The sequence below is a fragment of the Arthrobacter sp. B0316-1-20 genome (assembly GCF_059091865.1).
In genome coordinates, this window is sequence record NZ_JBNHHC010000001.1 from 202,715 (window position 1) to 222,850 (window position 20,136).

10 protein-coding genes are annotated in these 20,136 nt (G+C 63.0%); 7 read left to right on the forward strand and 3 right to left on the reverse strand.

Going from position 1 to position 20,136, the window contains the following annotated elements:
- The first annotated feature begins 98 nt into the window (after positions 1 to 98).
- Positions 99 to 443 carry a hypothetical protein gene (locus AC5RW2_RS01000; RefSeq protein WP_494073465.1) on the forward strand — a complete coding sequence of 115 codons (345 nt, stop codon included), beginning with the start codon at positions 99 to 101 and terminating at the stop codon, positions 441 to 443.
- Positions 440 to 661, forward strand: a complete 222-nt coding sequence (locus AC5RW2_RS01005; protein ID WP_494001636.1) for a hypothetical protein — start codon at positions 440 to 442, stop codon at positions 659 to 661. Before AC5RW2_RS01000 ends, AC5RW2_RS01005 begins: the two co-directional genes overlap by 4 nt.
- Here AC5RW2_RS01005 and AC5RW2_RS01010 read toward each other — a convergent pair.
- Both AC5RW2_RS01010 and AC5RW2_RS01015 read right to left on the reverse strand, forming a co-directional pair.
- Positions 658 to 2,058 carry a dihydrolipoyl dehydrogenase family protein gene (locus AC5RW2_RS01010; RefSeq protein ID WP_494073466.1) on the reverse strand — a complete coding sequence of 467 codons (1,401 nt, stop codon included), beginning with the start codon at positions 2,056 to 2,058 and terminating at the stop codon, positions 658 to 660. The two genes, AC5RW2_RS01005 and AC5RW2_RS01010, sit on opposite strands and share 4 nt — an antisense overlap.
- Before the next feature lie 153 nt (positions 2,059 to 2,211).
- Positions 2,212 to 3,153 (reverse strand): DMT family transporter, encoded by a 942-nt coding sequence (locus AC5RW2_RS01015; RefSeq protein ID WP_494073467.1) that lies wholly within the window; start codon positions 3,151 to 3,153, stop codon positions 2,212 to 2,214.
- A 291-nt stretch (positions 3,154 to 3,444) separates the two neighbouring features.
- Here AC5RW2_RS01015 and AC5RW2_RS01020 point away from each other — a divergent pair, with 291 nt between their 5' ends.
- Positions 3,445 to 4,065, forward strand: a complete 621-nt coding sequence (locus tag AC5RW2_RS01020) for a phosphoribosylanthranilate isomerase (RefSeq protein ID WP_494073468.1) — start codon at positions 3,445 to 3,447, stop codon at positions 4,063 to 4,065.
- 17 nt (positions 4,066 to 4,082) lie between these two features.
- Here AC5RW2_RS01020 and AC5RW2_RS01025 read toward each other — a convergent pair whose 3' ends face one another.
- Positions 4,083 to 4,775 (reverse strand): TetR/AcrR family transcriptional regulator, encoded by a 693-nt coding sequence (locus tag AC5RW2_RS01025; protein WP_494073469.1) that lies wholly within the window; start codon positions 4,773 to 4,775, stop codon positions 4,083 to 4,085.
- Positions 4,776 to 4,883: 108 nt separating this feature from the next.
- On the opposite strand from AC5RW2_RS01025, the gene AC5RW2_RS01030 reads away from it, so the two are divergent.
- From AC5RW2_RS01030 to AC5RW2_RS01045, 4 genes are all read left to right on the forward strand, one after another.
- Complete coding sequence (locus tag AC5RW2_RS01030; protein ID WP_494073470.1) at positions 4,884 to 5,615, forward strand: DUF2306 domain-containing protein; 732 nt, start codon at positions 4,884 to 4,886, stop codon at positions 5,613 to 5,615.
- A 662-nt stretch (positions 5,616 to 6,277) separates the two neighbouring features.
- The gene (locus tag AC5RW2_RS01035) at positions 6,278 to 9,124 is read left to right on the forward strand and encodes a helicase-related protein (protein ID WP_494073471.1); all 2,847 of its coding nucleotides are present in this window, start codon (positions 6,278 to 6,280) and stop codon (positions 9,122 to 9,124) included.
- Positions 9,124 to 13,758, forward strand: coding sequence for a DNA methyltransferase (locus AC5RW2_RS01040; protein ID WP_494073472.1), 4,635 nt, complete (start codon positions 9,124 to 9,126; stop codon positions 13,756 to 13,758). Before AC5RW2_RS01035 ends, AC5RW2_RS01040 begins: the two co-directional genes overlap by 1 nt.
- Positions 13,755 to 20,135: a DEAD/DEAH box helicase gene (locus AC5RW2_RS01045; protein ID WP_494073473.1), complete on the forward strand. Its 6,381-nt coding sequence runs from the start codon at positions 13,755 to 13,757 to the stop codon at positions 20,133 to 20,135. Before AC5RW2_RS01040 ends, AC5RW2_RS01045 begins: the two co-directional genes overlap by 4 nt.
- Position 20,136: the final 1 nt, after the last annotated feature.

Below are 20,136 nucleotides of genomic sequence, written 5' to 3' on the forward strand. Positions count from 1 at the left end.
ACACATCGCCTCCAGCCCTTGAGCAAGGGGAGATGTCCTTGTAGCGTTGGGTCCGGTTAAGCAGTTGGCCATCGATCCACTCATATGGAGCGCCGATCATGGATCACAAACTGCGTGTACTTGTCAGGCTCGATATCGACCGTACCTCGGCGGTCATCGAGGTCAGCGGGTGCCTGACCGCGGACAGCTGCACAGCGCTTTTACCCCTGTTCCATCGTATGGAGCGCCTTGCCCGCGGAATGGTCATCACGGTCGATCTGTCCGACGCGCAGCACATTGAACACCGCGGCCTGGAAATGCTCGAACGCTTCGGCGCAGGAGAGCAAGTTGGCGCAGCGCAGCCGGGCCCCTTCACCGGCACTCTTGCGGTAACTGCTCCCGCGGATCTGCCCAAGTGTCCGGCCTGGTTTATTGGCCTGGCACGTTTGCAGGGGGCGGCATGAACAGCATGATTCGGGCGTCCGGACGTTCGCCGTTTCCCGCCGATCTGTCGATCCTGCCCACGGACCAGCTCTTGAATCTCAGCAACCGGTGCTTCCGTGACCTGGATTGTGAGCACCCGGTCCGGGACGCGTTGTTCCAGTACTACGCACTCGCCGCGGAGCTCGAAGTCCGGGAAGCCGCCACGAAGGACACCGGAAAGCAGGCGCTGGACGCCTAGTCCTCCAGCCACGCGGGTGTGAACAGCAGGTTCAACCCCTCGGAGACGGTGGGGTGGGTGATGATCGCGTCCCGCACCGCGGTGTAGTCCATTCCGCCGATCATCGCCATCTGCAGCACCGCAATCGCCTCGCTGGCCCCTGTTCCCAGCAACGCGGCACCCAGGATCTTGCCGGTCTGTCGGTCCAGCACGGCCTTCCATTCGCCGTCCAGCTCTCCAAGGGTCCGGGCGCGGGGGATCGCGCTGACCGGCATCCTGGCGATTTGCACGTCGTGGCCGGCCTCCCGGGCCTGGGCCTCTGTCATCCCCACCCTGGCGAGCTCCGGCGTCGTAAAGACGGTGTAGGGGATCAGCCGCCCCTGGGTAGACCGGGGCTCGCCCTCGCGCCGCGCGGCGGCCAGGTTGGCTTTCAAGATCCGGTAGTCGTCGTAGGAGGCGTGGGTGAACTGCGGGGAGCCGGCCGCGTCGCCGGCGGCCCATACGCCGTCGGCCGTGGTGCGCAGCCGCTCGTCCACTTGGACGAAGCCCTTGCCGGTCAGCTCCACCCCGGCCTTCTCCAGCCCCATCCCGTCCGTCATCGGCCGGCGTCCCAGCGCCACCAACACGTCGTCCGCGGTGACGGTCTCCCCGGTGGACAGCGTCACGGTCACGCTCCCGTCGGCGGCGCGTTCGATCTTCTCCGCGGACGACTCGAGCTTCAGCGTGATCCCGGCGTCGGTGAAGTTCCGGGCCACCAGCCCGGCCACGTCGGCGTCCTCCCGCGGCAGCAACTGCCCGGCGCGCTGGATCACCGTGACCTCCACGCCGATGGTGTTCAGCAGGTCGGCGAACTCGCAGCCGATGTAGCCGCCGCCCAGGATCACCATGCTCCCCGGCAGCTGCTCCAGGTGCAGCAGGGTGTTGCTGGTCTGCACCCCGGATTCGGCCAGGCCGTCAATGTTGGGCAGCGCCGGTTCGGTGCCCAGATTGAGAACGACGTCGGTGCCGCGCAGGAGGCGGGTGCCGCCGTGGTTCAGCGCGACCTCTACGGTCTTCTCCCCGACGAACTTGGCCTCGCCGAGGATAAAGTCCATGCCCGAGCCCGTGAACAGCTTCTGCTGCCCGGCGACCATGGTGTCCACCACGTCCTCCTTGCGGCGGCGCAGCAGGTCGAGGTCCATCCGCGGCTCCTCCGCGCCCGCCACGCCGAACTCGCCCGCCCGGCGCACGGTGTCCAGCACCCGGCCGGACTGGATGAGGGTCTTGGTGGGAATGCACGCCACGTTGATGCAGGTGCCGCCGACCATCGCTCGCTCCACCATCGCCACCTTCTGGCCGGACTTGGCCAGGTCCATCGCGAGCGACTTGCCGGCCTTCCCGCCGCCGATCACCAGCAGGTCGAAATCCTCGGGTTCCATGTCCATCCTTCCCTCGGGTTGCTGTTCGCGGCTGGTTTTCACGCTCGCCGCTTACGGTCACAGCGCATGCTCGGACGCGCTTGCGCCTTCCCTTCCAGCCGCCTTAAAGCCACCGTACGCCTGATAGCGGCCCCCATTCCAAAGGGACGGACGCTAAGGAATCTCCTCAGCGGCTGAATCCCTGCGAGGTTCCACGGCGGGCCGCGAGCCCTTGCGCCCGGCGCTTGTTTTGTCCCGGGTGGTAAAGAACACGCCGCACATCACCAGGGCTGCGCCGAGAATCTGCATGACGCTGATGCTCTCGTTCAGCAGCAGATACGCACCGAGCATGGTAAAGACCGGCACGAAGTTCAGGAATACGGACGTCTGTGACGCCCCGAGGACGGCAACGGCCCGGTTGTAGAGCATCAGGGCAATCACCGACGGAAAGACGCCGAGGTACACGAGGCCGGACCAGTGGCCTCCGCCGATCCGCGGGACTCCCACGACCAGCCACTCCGTCGCCACGACGGGCAGCAGGATCATGACCGACAGCCCGGTCATCACCAGGACCGCCCCGTAGGACGGGAACAGGTGCAGATACTTTTTCACAGCGATCGAATACACGGCCCAGGACACGGCGGCCGCCGCCATGATGGCATCGCCGATGTTCCAGGACAGGTCCGCGAGGCTCATGAGCTGCCCGTTGGTCACCACCCATAGGGCGCCGCACACGGACAGCACGACGCCGAACCACTGGACCGCCCTGAGCCGCTCGCGCAACAGCCAGAAGCTGAGGGCTACCGTCACCGCGGGCACCGAGGCTTCCAGCACCGAGGCGTTGGTGGCCGAGGTGAATTGGAGGGCGGTGTAGATCAGCGTATTGAAGAGGGCGACTCCCGTGAGCGTCATCAGCAGCAGCGGTTTGCGGTGCTGGAGGAACAGGCGACGGGACTGCCAGGCGCTGCGGTATCCCAGCGGGAGCAGCACCAGGAAGGCAATGAAGACCCGGAAGAACGCGATGGTCAAAGGCGGCAGGTCGCCGAGCGCCTTGCCGGTCAGGATATTGCCGGCGTAGAAGATGACCACCAGCAGGAGGAGGACGTAGGCGCGCATTCTCCTCCTCTGGTCGGCTTCCGGCGCTCGTCCCTCATACCCTACGTGTCCGGGGCAAGGCCTGACCGGAACTCGCCCGCCGACCCGGATGCGGCGCACCTGCGGGCGGCTACGATGGTGTCCAAGCGTGGCGGGCTCCAGAGCCGGCTCCGCTCGCCTAGTGCGCATCCCAGAAGGTGCTTGGCGGAGTCCGCGGCCACGGCAAAGCCCTCGCGTCGAAATCCTGAGCAGTTTCGGTCCCGAGAGCGAGCGGATGCACACGTACACGCACAGCACGAACGGGCAGGAATGATGGCTGAAACCTATGTCAAGATCTGCGGACTGCGGACTCCAGAGGCGGTCGCCGCCGCAATCGACGCCGGCGCGGACGCGGTCGGCTTCGTCTTTGCACCGGGGGGCCCGCGCACAGTCGGTGCCCAATTGGCACGCGCGCTCGGCGAAACCGTGCCGGCGGATGTCGAAACGGTCGGCGTGTTCCGCAACCAGCCCATCGGCGAGGTGCTCGAAACCGCCAGGGCCGCGGCGGTGACCACCGTCCAGCTGCACGGCGACGAGCCGCGCGGCGACATCCGCTTGCTCGAGGACGCGGGGTTCCGGACTCTGCGCGCCTTCTCCGCCGAGGGCTATGAAGCCCTCCCAGCGGACGAAAAGGCGGACTGGGTGGCAGGCCGCGTCCTGCTCGATGCAGTTGATCCCGGCGCCGGAGTGACCTTCGACGCTAGCGCCATTCAGGCGCAGCCGCCGCGGGGGTTCTGGCTGCTGGCCGGAGGGCTGACTCCCGCCAACGTCGGCGGGCTGATCGCCACGCTCCGGCCTAGCGGCGTGGACGTCTCCAGTGGCGTTGAATCCAGCCGCGGCGTCAAGGACGTCGGGCTGATTCGCGATTTCGTGCAGGCCGCCAAAATGCAGTGATCCTGCGGCGCGCCGCCTTAGCGCCGGGCCGAGGTCCAACCCTGCTGGTGGAGCCTTTCGAAACCGTCCAGCAGCAGATCCAGCGCAAACTCGAACTCGAACTGGTCGTCGCAGCCCTGGCCCACCACGGTTCCGTCGTCGTGCGCGCCCGCCATCGCAACCTCGGCGATGTGGGGGTACCGCGCGGCCATCATCTGCAGCATCTCCGGCGGCACGTCCGCCGGCGCGCTCTGCGAGTCGTCGAACAGCTCCTGGGTGAAACCCCACATCCGGCTGCCCAGGGCGTGCATCACGTGGTGGGTGAGGTCGACCGAGAATCCACCGGCACGGAACATGCCGATCACCGAGTCCATGTAGTCCAGGACAACGGGCGTCTTGTTGGTGCGCGACTCGAGTACTTGGCGGGCCCAGGGGTGGCGCAGCAGGACCTCCCGGGCCGACAACACCCGCTCACGGACCGCGTTCCGCCAATCCGTTCCGCCGGGTCGCGTCTCGATCTCGCCGACAATGACGTCGACCATGCCGTCGAGCAGTTCTTCCTTGTTGGCGACGTGCTTGTAGAGGGCCATCGGGACCACGCCCAGTTCCTGGGCCAACTTGCGCATGCTGAGCTGCTCCACGCCCGCTTCGTCGGCAAGCACGACGGCGGCGCTCAACACCCGCTCCCTGTTCAGCGGGGTGCGGCGGGCCGACTCCACCTGCTGAGCCATCAGGACCACCCTTTCTGACGGCAGCTATCTCTTGACAAGTGTACAACGTACACCTACTTTTAGATCACAAGGTGTACGCCGTACACCCACGAACTTGGGGAACAAACAATGGCTGCAGAAACGATCGCCGTCACCAAGGCCTCCGGGCGCCGGCCGCGCGGCCGCTGGCTCATACCCGCCGGCTTGATCTTTATCAGCCTCATCCCGGTCATCTTCGGGTCCATACGGGTGGCCGAGCTGACCGGGGGAGCGGCGGTGACGCCGGCCAACCAGCGGTTCTTCGACTCGCCCCTTCCCGTGCTGATCCACATCCCAGCGGCCATCGTCTACAGCCTGGTCGGGGCCTTCCAGTTCGTGCCCTCGCTGCGCCGCGACAAGCGGGGCCGGCGCAGCTGGCACCGGATCGCCGGGGTGGTCCTCATCCCTGCCGGCCTGCTCGCTGCCCTCTCCGGCCTTTGGATGTCCGTCTTCTACGACCTCCCGCCCGACGACGGTGTCATCCTGCTCGTCCTTCGGCTGGTATTCGGCACGGCCATGACGGCGAGCATCGTCCTGGGCGTCCTCGCGATCAAGCGGCGCAACTTCGCCGCCCACGGTGCCTGGATGGCCCGCGGTTACGCCATCGGAATCGCGGCGGGCACACAGGCCTTGGTGACCATCCCTTGGATTATCCTGGTGGGCCCGACCAACGAACTGAGCCGTGCAGTGCTCATGGGGTCGGCCTGGCTGCTCAACCTTGCCGTCGCCGAGTACTTCATCCGCCGCCGCGCCCGAAGGTCCGGGCACCCGCGGCCCATGTCCGGCAGGGCCACGGCACTCCCGACGGGGACTGCGCGATGACCGTGAGCCAAGCCGGCAATGTCGTCTCGCAAATCACCGGTCGCTACAGAATGCGATCCGTCCAGGTCAAAGTTCCCAAACACGCCAAGAGTAGCCGCAGTCATCATTCAGACACTGCCAATGAGGGCTGTCCGGTTCGATGACACACCCTGCACGGATCACCTTGGGCTCCGGATCATCGAGAGATGGTACCCACATGCCGTAGACCACGGGCCAGGCTTCGTGACTGCAGCGCGGACACGTCGTCGTACCGTCGCCAGCCACTTCCGGCGCCTGATTGCTCCTCATGCGGTAAACCTAGCGTCCGGGACCGACGGTTTAGCTTCCATGGCCCACGCAGCTCACGGTCCTACGGCCACCGGAGTATCTTCAGCGTCGGGCAGTGCTGGAGGCCAAGGTTCGGGCTCGTTTCAGCGCTGCCTCCAGCTCTAATCCGCAGGGTTGAGCCAGTACGTGAGAATTACTTATGCAGGACATACCACGCCAATGGCCGTCCAACCTTAGTCGCTGGGTCCATCTCCTGTGCCGCCACCGAAGGAAGATCGGAGCCAAAACGTTAAGTGCGGTGGGATGTTCGGTGCGGAAAGCGCCTATTCTGGATGAGCTGCATGTGATTGCAGGGGGCACCTATCGCACGGGAGCGAAGTTCTTTGACGGATACGTTGACACCTGACCTAAACGTTGCACCCGGATCGGTTGTCCGGATCCGCGACGAGGACTGGATGGTGACGGCGACGGAGCCGTCCGTCGATGGGACGCTTGTTCGCGTTCAGGGGCTCACGGAACTCGTTCGCGACACAACAGCTGCCTTTTACAGCGCCCTGGACGACATCGCAGTTGTCGATCCAGCCAAGTCGAAGGTCGTCGCGGACTGCACCCCCAACTACCGCAGGGCGCGGCTGTTCCTCGAGACGACCCTTCGCAAGACGCCCACGCCCCAGTCGGCAGAGCACCTGACCGTCTCCACTCGGATGCTCTCGAGGAACCTGAAGTATCAGCAGATCGCTGTCGCCAAGGCGCTCGATACCAAGAACATCCGCCCGCGCATTCTGATCGCGGACGCCGTCGGCCTGGGCAAGACTCTCGAAATCGGCATGATCCTGAGCGAGCTGGTCAAGCGCGGTCGGGGTGAGCGCATCCTCATTGTCACGCCCCGCCATGTCTTAGAGCAGATGCAGCACGAGCTGTGGTGCCGCTTCGCCCTGCCATTCGTCCGTCTGGACTCCGCCGGTATTCAAAAAGTCCGGCAGAAGCTTCCGGCCACCCGGAACCCGTTCACGTACTACAAACGCGCGATCATCTCCATCGACACGTTGAAGAGTGCACGCTACCGCGCGCATCTGGGCAAGCTTCGCTGGGACGCCGTGGTCATCGATGAATCCCACAACCTGACCAATACGGGCACCCTCAATAACGAGCTTGCCCGGATTCTGGCGCCGAATTCCGAGGCCCTGATCCTGGCGTCGGCCACTCCGCATAACGGCCGCAACGAATCCTTCGCGGAGCTGCTCCGCCTGCTCGATCCCACCGTGGTCCGCCCGGACGGGACCTTTGATCCCAAGCAGGTGGAGAACCTGATCATCCGCCGGCACCGGCACAGTCCGGAGGTCGCCCAGGAAGTGGGCGCCGACTGGGCCGAGCGGGAGGAACCGGATAACCGGCTGGTGTCAGCGTCTGCAGCCGAGAACGCGATTGCCGAGGAGCTTTCAGACGTCTGGCTGTACCCTGAGGGCCGGCCAACCCCTTATTCAGGGCAAACCGGATCCCTCTTTTCCTGGACGCTCGCCAAGGCCTTCCTGTCCAGCCCGGCTGCGCTGCTCGAAACTGTGACAGAGCGCCTCAAGAAGCTCGACGGCGATGCACCCACCCAGGCCGCGGAAGCGGAGGCTTTGAGCCGCCTCAAACGCCTCGCCGAGGACGCCAACACCGGCGAGTCCGCCAAGTACAACGAGTTGGTCTCTTACCTGAAAAAGATCGGCGTCGCCAAGGGATCTTCTATGCGCGCGGTAGTGTTCGCCGAGCGCGTCGCCACGCTCAAATGGCTTCAGGAGAAGTTGCCGAAGGCGCTCGGCCTCAAGCCCGAGAACGTCGGCTTGCTGCACGGTGGCCTGAGCGATGTTGAACAGCAGGACATCGTCGACAAGTTCAAGCGAGGCAAAAGCCCGTTGCGCGTTCTTGTCACTGGGGACGTCGCATCCGAAGGTGTCAATTTACACGCTGAATGCCACCACCTGATCCATTTCGACATTCCGTGGAGCCTCATCCGTATCGAACAGCGGAACGGCCGCATCGACCGCTTCGGTCAACGGCACAAGCCGCAAATCACTACGCTTCTCCTAAATCCGCATAACACTCGCTTCTCCGGCGACATCAAGGTCCTGACCCGCCTAATGGAACGCGAACATGAGGCCCATGCCGTACTGAATGACGTGGCTTCGTTGATGGGCCAGTACAGCGTCAAGCAGGAAGAGGACGCCATCCGCGACGTCCTGATGGGCAAGAAGGACTTCGAGGAAACCGTCGGCACTCCGGACCCGGATCCGGAGTCAGGCGACGTCTGGGACTTCCTCGACTTCGAGGCCCTGCAGGGCAATCCAGCGGTGGAAGACATCGCCGTCGAGAAGCCATTGGGTCTTTATCCGTCAGACTTGGAATTTCTCGATGAGGCCCTCAACGAAGCATTTGAGGAACCGCAGAAGAAGGTCGGTTGGACCGTCCACGCGGCGCACGGGCTGGCAGAGCTGACACCTCCGGCCGATCTCCAGCACCGTCTGGGTTACCTTCCGCAGGACTACCTCTCAGAGCGGCGCGTGGGCGAGCGCCTCAAGCTTGCCACCACGGTGGAAGCTGGGACCCGGGAGCTTGACCGTGCGCGCGAATCTGATGACATGAGCTGGCCCGAGGCCCACTACCTGGGACCGCTGCACCCGGTGCTGGACTGGGCCAGCGACCGTGCCCTGGCCTCTATGTCGCGCAGCGAAGTGCTCGCTGTCCGCGGTGACGTCGAAGTCACTCAGATCCTGCTGATGGGAACTCTGATGAACCGACGCGGTCAGGTTGTTTCCAAGGCCTTTATGGCCGTCGACTTCCCCGACCTCGCCAATCCGAGTTTTTGCCTTTCGGAACCGCTGGAGGACCTGGGGGAGCACTTGAGGAACATTGGAATCGAAGCCAAGGCAAACAACCCCGGCCCGGTGGCGATTGACGGTTTCCAGGCGTTGCTCCCACATGCAGTGGAGTCAGCCCGCCACACCATGCAGCTGACCTTCGAGTCAGCCGCTGCTGCGGCAAACCAGCGGCTTAACGACTGGAAGAACCGTGCTAAAGGCTGGACCCAGCTCTCCTTCGAGTTCACACAGCGTGCCGAGGTTAGGAGGCAGCGCGAGCGTGTCACCGAGGAACAGCACATCGCCGAGTCCCTGGCCCCCGCCCAGCGGCTAGTCCGCCCGCTCCTCGTCGTCGTTCCCCGCAATACTCCCGTCGCAGACCTGGAAGGTGCTGACCAGTAATGCCGTCCTTTGATTCGATTGTCGTCGGTGAAAACTGGATCAGTGAGCACTTCTTCACCACGGACTCAGTTAGGGAGTCTTTCCAGGCTGAAGTAGTAAAGCTCAGGAAGTCCTGGGACGAGCAGGGGAAGGAAGGCCACTCCAGCGCCTTGAGCCGGTTCTCGGAGGTCCGCGGCCGCCTCCAGATTTTGCTGGCGGGGTTGTCCGAAGATGCCGCGGGTGCACCCGAGGCGTACGACCTCCTGCGCACCGCGCTCGGTTTCAAGGGCACGACGGCGGACGTCGCGTTCGACCGCAGCGGCACCGAGATGCTGGTCCCCGGCGTGTGGGCGACGGACAACTCCGAGGTGCTGTTCGTCGAAGCAGCCCCGGCCGACGCCGCGGAGGACGTGCTGTCCACCGTGCTGCCACTCGGCCAGGTGCTGGTGGACAGCAAAGAGCCGAAGCTGGCCCTGACCGTCGCGAAGGTCGTCTCCGAGATGTACCTGTCGGAGCAGGCGCCGAAGTACGTGGTCGTCATGGCAGGCCGGTGGCTGGTGCTGACCGAGCAGGAACGCTGGGCCGAAGGGCGGTATCTGGGCGCCGACGTCCTGTTGGTGGCGGACCGCAATGACACGAAGAGACACGGGGAAACAGACCGGTTCCTCGCCATCTTCGGCCGCGATTCCCTAATGCCGTCACCGGATGGAGCAATCTGGTGGGAGGGCGTCCTCGAAGCGTCCGTGAAGCATACGGTGGGCGTGTCCCAGGACCTGCGCGAGGGCATCCGCAGGTCCATCGAAATCATCGCCAATGATGTTCTGAAACGTCGCGCCGCACAGGGCCTCTCCGCGGACGGCGTAGACGGGCAGATACTTGCCCGCCAGTCCCTGCGGTTCCTCTATCGGATCCTGTTCCTGCTCTACGCGGAGGCCTCCCCTGAAATGGGAGTTCTCCCGGTTGGGGCGGGCGAATATAGCGAAGGCTACGGCCTGGACCGCCTGCGGGAGCTGACCCTCGTCAATGTGCAATCGCCAGCGTCGCAGCGAGGCACCCATATTTACCAGTCGCTGGAGCGGCTCTTCCGCTTAGTGGATGACGGCCACAGGCATGGGGACGACTCGACGTCGGAGGAAGCCTCCGCGGTGAACGAGGGCTTGGTTTTCCAACCGCTCAAGGCCGATCTGTTCCTCCCCGCCGCGACGTCTTTGATCGACGAGGTAAAGCTCAGCAACAGGGAGCTCCAGCGGGTCCTTCAGCACCTGCTGCTGAGCAAGGAAACGCGTGGCAGGGATCGAGGGTTTATCTCCTATGCCGAGCTGGGCATCAACCAGTTGGGCGCGGTGTACGAAGGACTCATGTCCTACACCGGCTTTATTGCCGAGACGGACCTGTACGAAGTAGCCAAGGACGGGAACTCGGAGAAGGGTTCCTGGGTCGTGCCCGTGGACCGCTCCGAATCCATAGAAGCCAGGCATTTCGTCATGGAAGTGGACGAGCAGACGGGGGAGAAGCGTCCTGTTGTGCATCGGGCCGGATCTTTTGTTTTCCGTCTGGCCGGGCGGGAGCGCCAGCAATCGGCGTCCTACTACACTCCCGAAGTGCTGACGAAATTCGTCGTCTCTCAGGCGCTCGAGGAGCTGTTGGACCAGGACGGTACGGTGACGCCAGCGGATAACATCCTCAAGCTGACCGTGTGCGAGCCTGCTCTAGGTTCAGGGGCGTTCGCAATCGAGGCCGTGCGCCAGCTGGCCGACGAATATCTCAAGCGCAAGCAGAAGGAACTGGACGTTCAGATTCCCGCAGATGAGTACCCTCAGGAACTGCAAAAGGTCAAAGCGCAGATTGCGCTGCATCAAGTACACGGCGTTGACTTGAATGCGACGGCGGTCGAGCTCGCCGAAGTATCGCTGTGGCTGGACACCATGGTCAAGGACCTGCAAGCGCCCTGGTTCGGACTGCGGCTACGCCGTGGCAACTCGCTCATTGGCGCCAGACGAGCCACCTATTCGCGGCAAGCTGTAAACGACAAGTCCTGGCTGAAATCGGAGCCGCAGGAAGCGCCCCTCACTGGGCTGGTTGAGGCCATGCGTGAAGACGCCGAAGACCTGAACGTCGCTGGTCGCATCCACCACTTCCTGCTTCCCGCTGAAGGGTGGGGGGCTGCCGCGGACGCCAAGGAAGTCAAGAACTTGGCTGCCGATGCGCAGAAGGACCTCAAATCATGGCGCAACAAGATTAAGGCCAAGCCCAGCAAGACCCAGGTCGACCGGCTCGTGGCTCTAGGCCGTCGGGCGGAATCACTGTGGAAACTGACCCTGCGTCGGCTTCAGGTGGCCGAGTCCGAGGCCCGCCGGGACATCGACTACTTTGGCAAGGGTGCAGCGGAAGCCGATTCTTCCGAGGCGCGGGGCGTCACCCGGGAAGAAATCGAGAAAACGCTCAATGATCCCGATGGGTCATATCAACGTCTACGCCAGGTCATGGATGCGTGGAACGCCCTCTGGTTCTGGCCGCTGACCGAAAATGCGACAGGCGGCGTGGAGCCGCCAACACTTGAAGCATGGATCTCTGCGCTTGAAGCCATCCTCGGTGTCGAGGCATCGGCTGGCAAGGCACCGGGTAAGTTCGGCCATACGAGGGGACAAACGTCCATCTTGACGATGGCGTCATGGGGAGAACTGGAATCCATCGAGTCGTTCGACCTCAGCGCATCGCAAGCAAAGCGCATCCCTTTAGCTATTGAGGAACACCCATGGCTCAAAGTCTGTGCGCAAATCGCGAAGGAGCAAGGATTCTTTCATTGGGAGCTCGACTTTGCGTCTGCCTTCGGCCGAGGTGGCTTTGATCTCCAAGTGGGAAATCCGCCGTGGGTCCGTCCACGTTCAGACGAAGCTGCGCTCCTCGCCGAAGGAGACCCTTGGTGGCAGCTGTCCGAGAAGCCTACCCAGGCGCAGGTTAAGGTCAAACGCGACGAAACGCTTGCTCGAACTGGAATGCGCGACTATTTCGTCGAAGCGGCCGTGCCCACTGCCGTGGTCGCGGAGTACTTGGGATCGCACGGTGAATACCCGCTGCTAAGTGGACTACAGCCCGACCTTTACCGTGCGTTCATGGTGCGCACCTGGTGGTCAGCGTCCTTGCAGGGTGCAGTAGGCCTGATACATCCTGAATCCCACTTCACCGAAAAGAGGGCCGCGCACCTCCGAGCCGATACCTATCGACGGCTTCGACGACATTGGCACTTCCGCAACAAGAAGAAGTTGTTTTCAGACCTTACTGACCAGCTTGAGTTCGGAGTTCACGTCTATTCAGATCGACGTGATGATCCCAAGTTCATCATGGCTGCATCTTTGTACCAGCCGGACACAGCAGAGCGCTCGCTACTTCATGACGGTTCTGGCGAAGCGCCTGCACTCAAGACGATCGAGGGTGACTGGGATTCTCGGCCCCACGCCGAACGTATATTGAAAGTAGATTCTTCAGTTCTATCCGTTTGGGCAAACGTTCTTGATGAGCCGAACACACCAGCCATTGAGGCTCGTATGGTCTATCCGATCAACCGGGCGAGCTCCGGGGTTCTCGAAAAGCTGAGCGAGGCTGCCCGTGTTAGGGAACTCGGTCTTCAGTATTCGGCAGGTTGGCATGAGACCGCGGACCGTAAGAAGGGGTACTTTGAACTGGGGACCAGTGTTCCGGACTCTTGGAGCGAAGTTATCCTTCAAGGCCCGCATTTTACTGTGGCTAACCCCTTTTCCAAACAGCCTCGCGAAACTGTCAGAAGCAACAATGACTGGGACGAAATTGATCTCGAAGCAATTCCTGTAGACTTCATTCCCCGGACGGTCTATCAACCGAATAATGAGCAAGGCAAGTACGCTCGAGATTACGGTAACTGGAATAATCCCGACGGGAGTGCAACGCCTGTCCGCGCTCACTTCCGGATCGCGTGGCGCCGAATGGCGGCCATTGCTAGTAAAAGGACCCTACATGTCGGGCTGATCCCTCCCGGAGCATCACATGTCCACCCGGTCTATTCTGCAGGGCCGTTCCCGGATGCGAAGGTATTACTTGGGCAACTCGGGCTGCTGTCCAGTATCTCGGCCGACTTCTTCGTTAAGTCCTCCGGGTCCAGCGAGATTCAATTCGGGCTCTTCAATCAGCTTCCCAAGTTCAGCGTCGAATCTCCGCTGGCTAAGGCCATAATTGAACGTGCCGCTCGTCTGGTGTGCCTAACCAGCCAGTACGAGCAGCTATGGGAAGCCGCGATGGATAGCGCGTGGTCACCCGGACACAGCTTCAAGAGCGGCGTCCAACGACGGGCAGCAGAGGTGGAGCTAGACGCGCTGGCGGCCATCGAATTTGGCATATCGGGGGACGAGCTGTGCACTATTTATCGAACTCAATTTCCTGTGCTCCGAGCCTACGAGCAGAGCGACCTCTATGATGCCAACGGTCGCAAAGTTCCCGGTGAATTGAATCGGATGTATCGAAAGCAGGGAAACCTTTTAACGCTCGTTGAACGGACGTGGACACATCCCCAGAGTGGCGTCGAGTATGCGTTCGAGTTCCCATTCCGGAGCTTTGACCGCGAAGAGGACATGCGGAAGGCCTACGCGCATTTTGAAAAGATGCTGGCGGAGGAGTCATCATGACTGAACTTTTACCCACTAGTCAGGCTGGGGACCTGCGCCGGGGATTGTCCGATTATCTGTCGACTACGTTCGCGCTGACGGATGGCAATGCCCAGCAGGCGATCAAGGACTTTCTGGCAGATCCCGAGAACGGCCTATTTAAGGGCCCGTACGTTCGCATGCGCTTGCCTTTCGAGACTGCCCATCCCGGATGGCGCGATTGTCTGGAATGGTATGAGGGCTTTGAGCCCTATGGCCATCAGGCGGCGGCTTTTCGACGGTTGAGCAGTAAAAGCAACGGTGGCACCGGCACGAAGGGTGGGTACCGGAGGCCTGCACCCACGTTGGTCACCACGGGCACCGGCTCGGGTAAGACCGAGGCCTTCCTTTACCCAATCCTGGACCACGTGTTGCGTGCCAAGCGGACGGGTGTCACTGGCATGAAGGCGCTCATCCTTTACCCGATGAATGCCCTGGCCAACGACCAGGCCAAGCGTTTGGCAGAGTTGCTGACGAAGCACGCCGAACTGTCAGGCGTCAGCGCTGGAATCTACACTGGCCAGCAGGACACCAGCCGCACTAAGGTGTCGCCGGAGGGCCTGATCAATGATCGCCAGGTCTTCCGCGAGGATCCGCCGGACATACTGCTGACCAACTACAAAATGCTGGACATGCTTCTGCTGCGCCACGAGGATGCGCCGCTGTGGCAAAAGTCCGCCACCAGTCTGCAGTACGTAGTCCTCGACGAGTTCCACACTTACGACGGTGCGCAGGGTACCGATGTGGCCATGCTGCTGCGGCGGCTCGGCCTTGCGTTGAAGAGCCATTGGCCGGAGGACCTGACCGATCAGCCCTACGGATTGGTTGAGACGGACCGGGAGAGGCCGCTGGGCCGCGTCACTCCTGTCGCCACGTCAGCAACGCTTGGCAGTAAGGGAGATCCCGGAGCCATGCTCCGTTTCGCGGAAACCGTTTTCGGCGAGGTATTTCCGCCCGATGCCGTAGTGACAGAATCGCGTCTGACCGCGGAGGACTGGGCAGCCATTGGTACCAGCACTTCCCGGCCCAGGAATCTCCACGCCGTGGCCCTGGAGATTGCCGAAGCGAACGCAGCTGTAGCCGGATTGCGGGAGGCACCCGGCAACCAGGCCGTCGTCGTCTTTGATCCCACCGTGAATGCGCTCTTTCAGGAGCGCCCCGCCGACCTGCTGGACGCGATACGCACCCACCCACTCACGACGGCCCTGCTGGAGCACACGACCACCGCCGTCGAACTCTCCGAGCTTTCCCAGCGCATCTTCCCGGACCACGCGCTTCCAAAGGAAGTGCGATCGACCGACGCCGAGGAGTTCCTTTCGCACGTCATCGCGCTGCTCAGTCACATCCGTGCCCGTTATGGTCGCGAAGCCCTGACCGTCGAAACACATCTGTGGATCCGGGAGATGTCGCGCGTGGATGCCGCCGTGGATACCGTCCCGCGGTTCCGCTGGTCGGATGACGGAGTGGATCAGTCGAACGATATGTTTCTGCCCGCCGTTTACTGCAGGCATTGCGGCCGCTCCGGCTGGGGTGCGGTTCTCGCACCCACTGGTATGGACCTAGAGCTGGACGACTCCAAAATCCGCGAGGCGCGGCTGGCGAATAACCCGCGCTTCAGAACACTTATTTCTGCCGCCGCCGAGGCGGACATCATGGAGTTCGATCAGGACGGGGCGGAACAGGTCCAAGGGCTCCACTGGCTACATACGGTAAACCGGGGGCTTTCCAAAACACCGCCAGCAGCGGACAGCGCCGATCTTGCCGAAGGCCGCGTCATTCCCGTGCTGATGCTAACCGGACAGGACGCGGACGACCATTCGAAACGGGACGTCTGCCCTGCTTGCCTGGCCAAGGAAGGCATCGCCTTCATGGGCAGTGCCATTGCAACAATGCTCTCCGTGAGCATCTCCAATTTGTTCGGGGCCGAAGGCTTGGACGAGGGCGAGAAGAAGGCGCTGGTTTTCACCGATAGTGTGCAGGATGCTGCCCACCGGGCCGGCTATGTCCAATCCCGCTCCCACACCATGACGCTCCGAACCGCCTTGCGTCGAGCGTTGGGGGAACAGACGGCCACCCTGCCGGAGGTAGTTGATGCCGCCATCGCCGGGGCGACTACACCGGCGGAGCGTCATCAGCTGGTGGCACCGGACTACGTCGACCGCCAGAGCTTCAGACAATTCTGGGATCCAAAGGCAACGCCGCCGGAACAGGCCCGCGGACGCCGATTCGCGAGGCGCCGGCTTCAGTTCGACGCCCTCCTGGAGCTCGGTCTGCAATCGCGTACTGGCAGGACCCTGGAGCTCACCGGTTCTCTCGCCGTCGAGACCGACGCGGGCAGCGCGACGCGCATGCTCGCCGTCGCCCGCAAGGCCTACGACTCCGCCCAGCACCAGACGATGGTGAGGGACACCGCGCCTAGCGAGCAGCAGCTGCTGCAGTGGCTCCGCGGCACGGTGGAACGCGTTCGCCTCCAGGGCGGCATCTACCATGAATGGCTTAAGGGCTACATCGCCACTGACGGCAAACGCTGGCAGATCTGGGGCGGTCGGCCCAAGGGCGAGGGCATGCCAGCCTTCCCTTCCGGTCGTCCCGCGCCAGCATTCCCACGGATCGGCAGCGCGGCCGCGGCCACCGATAACCTTGACACCGTCACGCCATCGACGTCTTGGTACTCACGGTGGACTGCTCGCTGCCTCGGCGTTGCGCCGTCCGACAGCGGCTACCTGTCCAAGGCACTGATAACGGCGTTGGCCGAAGACGGGGTGCTGGGCAAGAGCAGCACCAACTCCGGAGCAGACGTCTATTGGCTGGATCCCGAGAAGATCATGCTCTCGGTACCTATCGTCGACGACCTCGAATCCGGACGCCACATTTTGGCGTGCAAGGTCTGCAAGGCCTTGACCCCTGGAAGCCGGACCGTCATCGACCAGCTGGAGGGCGCACCATGCACCTTGATCCGGTGCAGCGGGAGGCTGGAGCGCCAGGCAGGAGACCCCCGGAACTTCTATCGGGACCTCTACTCCTCACGAGAAAGCAAGCGCGTGGTGGCCCGCGAACACACCTCGCTGTTGGACGACAAGACCCGGATCCGTTACGAGACCGAGTTCAAGTCCGGCTCGGACAATCCGCAGGCGCCTAACGTCCTAGTCGCTACGCCCACCCTGGAGATGGGCATCGACATCGGCGACCTGTCCTGCGTCATGCTCGCCTCGCTGCCCACTTCAGTGGCCTCCTACCTTCAGCGGGTTGGCCGCGCCGGCCGAATGACCGGCAACTCGTTGGTCCTCGCGTTCGTGCGCGGCCGCGGCGAGCATCTGCCCAAACTGCACGACCCCCTCTCGGTCATCAACGGGGAGGTCCGGCCGCCGGCAACCTATTTGGATGCGGAAGAGATCCTGGGACGCCAGTACGTCGCCCACGTGGCAGACCGATTCGCCCGGACGGTTGGCCGACCGCACCCTCGTGACGCCGTCCAGGCACTCGGCAGCATTGCGCCGGGATCGTTCATCGGAGACCTGATCCGGGATGCCACGGAGAATGCCAAGGTCTATCTGCCTGAATTCCTCGGCCAGTTCGGCGAACGGATTTCGGAGGGAAGCCGACAGCGGCTGATTGCCTGGGCATCCGAGCACGACGACGGCGAGCCCAGCGGTCTGGCCCGGCATCTCATCCGGGCGGCGGGAGAGTGGAAGGCCGACATCGACGAGCTTGAAGGCCGACGTAAGGAAATCGACAAGGCCCTGCCGGAGCTCGAAACCGCGGCCAAGGAAGCGGAGCGCCTTGGTGACAAGTCCTCTGACTCGCTTCAAGCCCTGCGGACCGCTAAAGCGACTCTCCGCATGATCGGCGCCCAGCTAAAGCAGCTCAGAGGCGACTACTGGATCTCCGTTCTGGAGGCCTACGGCGTGCTTCCGAACTACACCCTGCTGGACGATTCCGTCAGCCTGGATGTGGGGCTGTCCTGGAAGGACGCCGACACACAGGAGTTCGTCACGGACACCGTGACGTACAACCGCGGCGCCTCCGTAGCACTCAGCGAGTTCGCCCCCGGGGCCACCTTCTACGCCCAAGGCATGGAAATACTCATCGACGCAGTGGACCTTGGGCCGCAGCAAAGCCACGTACAGAAGTGGCAGGTATGTCCTCAATGCGGCTGGATCAAGACCGACGCCGGCACGGGCGCCCCTGTGGCGAGCTGCCTGCGGTGCGGGACGCCGGCTATCGCCGACATGGGCCAGATCCTCGACGTCGTGGTTATGAAGAAGGTCTCCGCTGAAGTTCGACGCGACGAGGCCGCCATTAATGACCGCCGCGACAACAGGGTCCGCGAACGGTTCACCATCGTGGCCGCGGCGGACATTGACCAGCAGCATCTGCAAAAGCGCTGGTTCGTCGAAGGCAACGACTTCGGCGCGGAGTACTTCAACCGGGTGGACATCCGGTGGATCAACACCGGGCGGACCGCCTCAAATGGCGGCGTGAGGATCATCGCGGGCGACGACGTCCGGACCCCGATGTTCCGGCTGTGTTCCTACTGCGGCCAGCTGGACCAGTCTGCCAAGGAGAACCGTCCGAGCGAGCACCGCTTCTGGTGCAAGTTCCGGAAGGAGCTTCAAGAGAGCGTTAAGGAAGTTGTCCTGGCCCGTGAGCTCAACACGCAGGGCGTGGTGCTCCACCTTCCGCTCGACGTGACCTATGGCGACGACTTCTCAGTGCCAAGTCTCCAGGCAGCGCTGCTCCTGGGACTGCAGAAAGTGCTGGGGGGTGCGCCGGACCACCTCGGTGTGCTGCGGATCAACGATCCGGCACATGGCGGCGGCCGGATCGCCCTCATGCTCCACGACAAGGTCCCCGGAGGCACGGGCTACCTGGCCGAGTTCGCCGATGCGAAACGTGTTTGGGAGCTGCTGTACGCCGCATGGGAGACCGTGCGCGACTGCAGTTGCCGATTTGAGGAGCGGCTTGCCTGCCACCATTGCCTCCTACCTCACGCCGAGCCATGGCAGGTCGACAAGGTTGCCAGGGCCAGTGCGGAACGGTTGCTTGGAATCCTGCTGCGCTCCGGGCAGCAGCCCGCGGACGGTGGCGCTCCGCCGTCGTACTCAGATTGGTCGGTAACTGAAGAGGCACCGAGCGGCGAAACGTCGATCGAATCGCTGCTGGAAAAGCGGTTCCGCAAGGCCTGGATGGACCGGCTCAAGGCCGTCGGGGCTCATACAAAGGTGACGCCGGGAGCGCTTGCGGACACCATTACTTTCCGGATGCCCGGCCAGAACTTCCAGTGGCAGCTTCTGCCCCAGGTGGATGTTGCCGGCACACGGCCCGACTTCTTGCTGAAGGGGCCGCCGGACCCGAACTTCCCAGTGCTCGCCATCTACACTGATGGGTTTACCTTCCATGCGTCGCCCGAGCATAATCGGATTGCGGATGACGCAGCAAAGCGCGACAAGCTCCGGCATACGTCAGAGCTGTCCTCAGCGATAATTCCTTGGGCCGTGACCTGGCAGGACGTGGACGCCTTCGAGGCAGGACCTTCGGCCCCGGCGGCGCTGCCGTCTTGGATGAACGCCAAGCTGAACGCACAGCTTATGGCGAAGTACCCCGTGGATGCCTCCATCATGGGCGTGCTGGGACGGGACGCTATGAGTATTCTTTGGCAATGGGTCAATAAGCCCGACCCCGAAGCCTGGACCAAGTTCTCCGAACTGGTGCCGCTCATGCTAATGCAGCAGAAGCCTCAGCCGGCCGACCCGGATTCCATGTATGGGCACGCCATAGCGTTGGCACAGGGTCAACAACTCACGTTGCCCCAGGGTGCGACCACTGGTTGGACCTTCCAGTCCGGAAGCGTTGGGTTTGCCGCTGCTGGGTCCCCCAACAGCCTGTCCACTATTGCCGTCGGCCTCTGCCTCGACGACCGAGCCGAAGCACTGACGTCCTCCGTTCATGAGGCGTCTTGGCGACTATGGCTGCAGCTGTCCAACCTACTGGCCTTCAAGCCGATAGGTTTGACCATCGGGTCCGTCAGCTCGGCCGTAAGTGCTGGAACCTCAGTGCTAGAAGAAGTGGCGCGCCAAGAGACGGCTGACGCGACGAACACGGCTTTGAAACAACTTCTTGAGCAGGCGACAGTGCTTGAGAAAACCCTGTTGCTCCAACTTGCCGATGCCGGTCTCGCTGTTCTGCCGGAGCTCGGATATGAGGTGGATGGCCTACCGGTCTCCATAGCGTGGCCCGACTACCAAATCGGGGTTGTGTTCGACGACGACGGGCACTCGGAACTCCAGGCCGCCGGTTGGACGACGGTGGGACCTAATGTTGACGATATTCGCGGACTGCTCAAAATGAAGGAGGCTTGAC

Excerpts from the sequence above, each read along its gene's own strand:
- AC5RW2_RS01040 (WP_494073472.1), top strand. The coding sequence starts at position 9,124 with ATGCCGTCCTTTGATTCGATTGTCGTCGGTGAAAACTGGATCAGTGAG.
- AC5RW2_RS01010 (WP_494073466.1), bottom strand. The coding sequence starts at position 2,058 with ATGGAACCCGAGGATTTCGACCTGCTGGTGATCGGCGGCGGGAAGGCC.
- AC5RW2_RS01020 (WP_494073468.1), top strand. The coding sequence starts at position 3,445 with ATGGCTGAAACCTATGTCAAGATCTGCGGACTGCGGACTCCAGAGGCG.
- AC5RW2_RS01000 (WP_494073465.1), top strand. The coding sequence starts at position 99 with ATGGATCACAAACTGCGTGTACTTGTCAGGCTCGATATCGACCGTACC.
- AC5RW2_RS01015 (WP_494073467.1), bottom strand. The coding sequence starts at position 3,153 with ATGCGCGCCTACGTCCTCCTCCTGCTGGTGGTCATCTTCTACGCCGGC.
- AC5RW2_RS01025 (WP_494073469.1), bottom strand. The coding sequence starts at position 4,775 with ATGGCTCAGCAGGTGGAGTCGGCCCGCCGCACCCCGCTGAACAGGGAG.
- AC5RW2_RS01005 (WP_494001636.1), top strand. The coding sequence starts at position 440 with ATGAACAGCATGATTCGGGCGTCCGGACGTTCGCCGTTTCCCGCCGAT.
- AC5RW2_RS01045 (WP_494073473.1), top strand. The coding sequence starts at position 13,755 with ATGACTGAACTTTTACCCACTAGTCAGGCTGGGGACCTGCGCCGGGGA.
- AC5RW2_RS01030 (WP_494073470.1), top strand. The coding sequence starts at position 4,884 with ATGGCTGCAGAAACGATCGCCGTCACCAAGGCCTCCGGGCGCCGGCCG.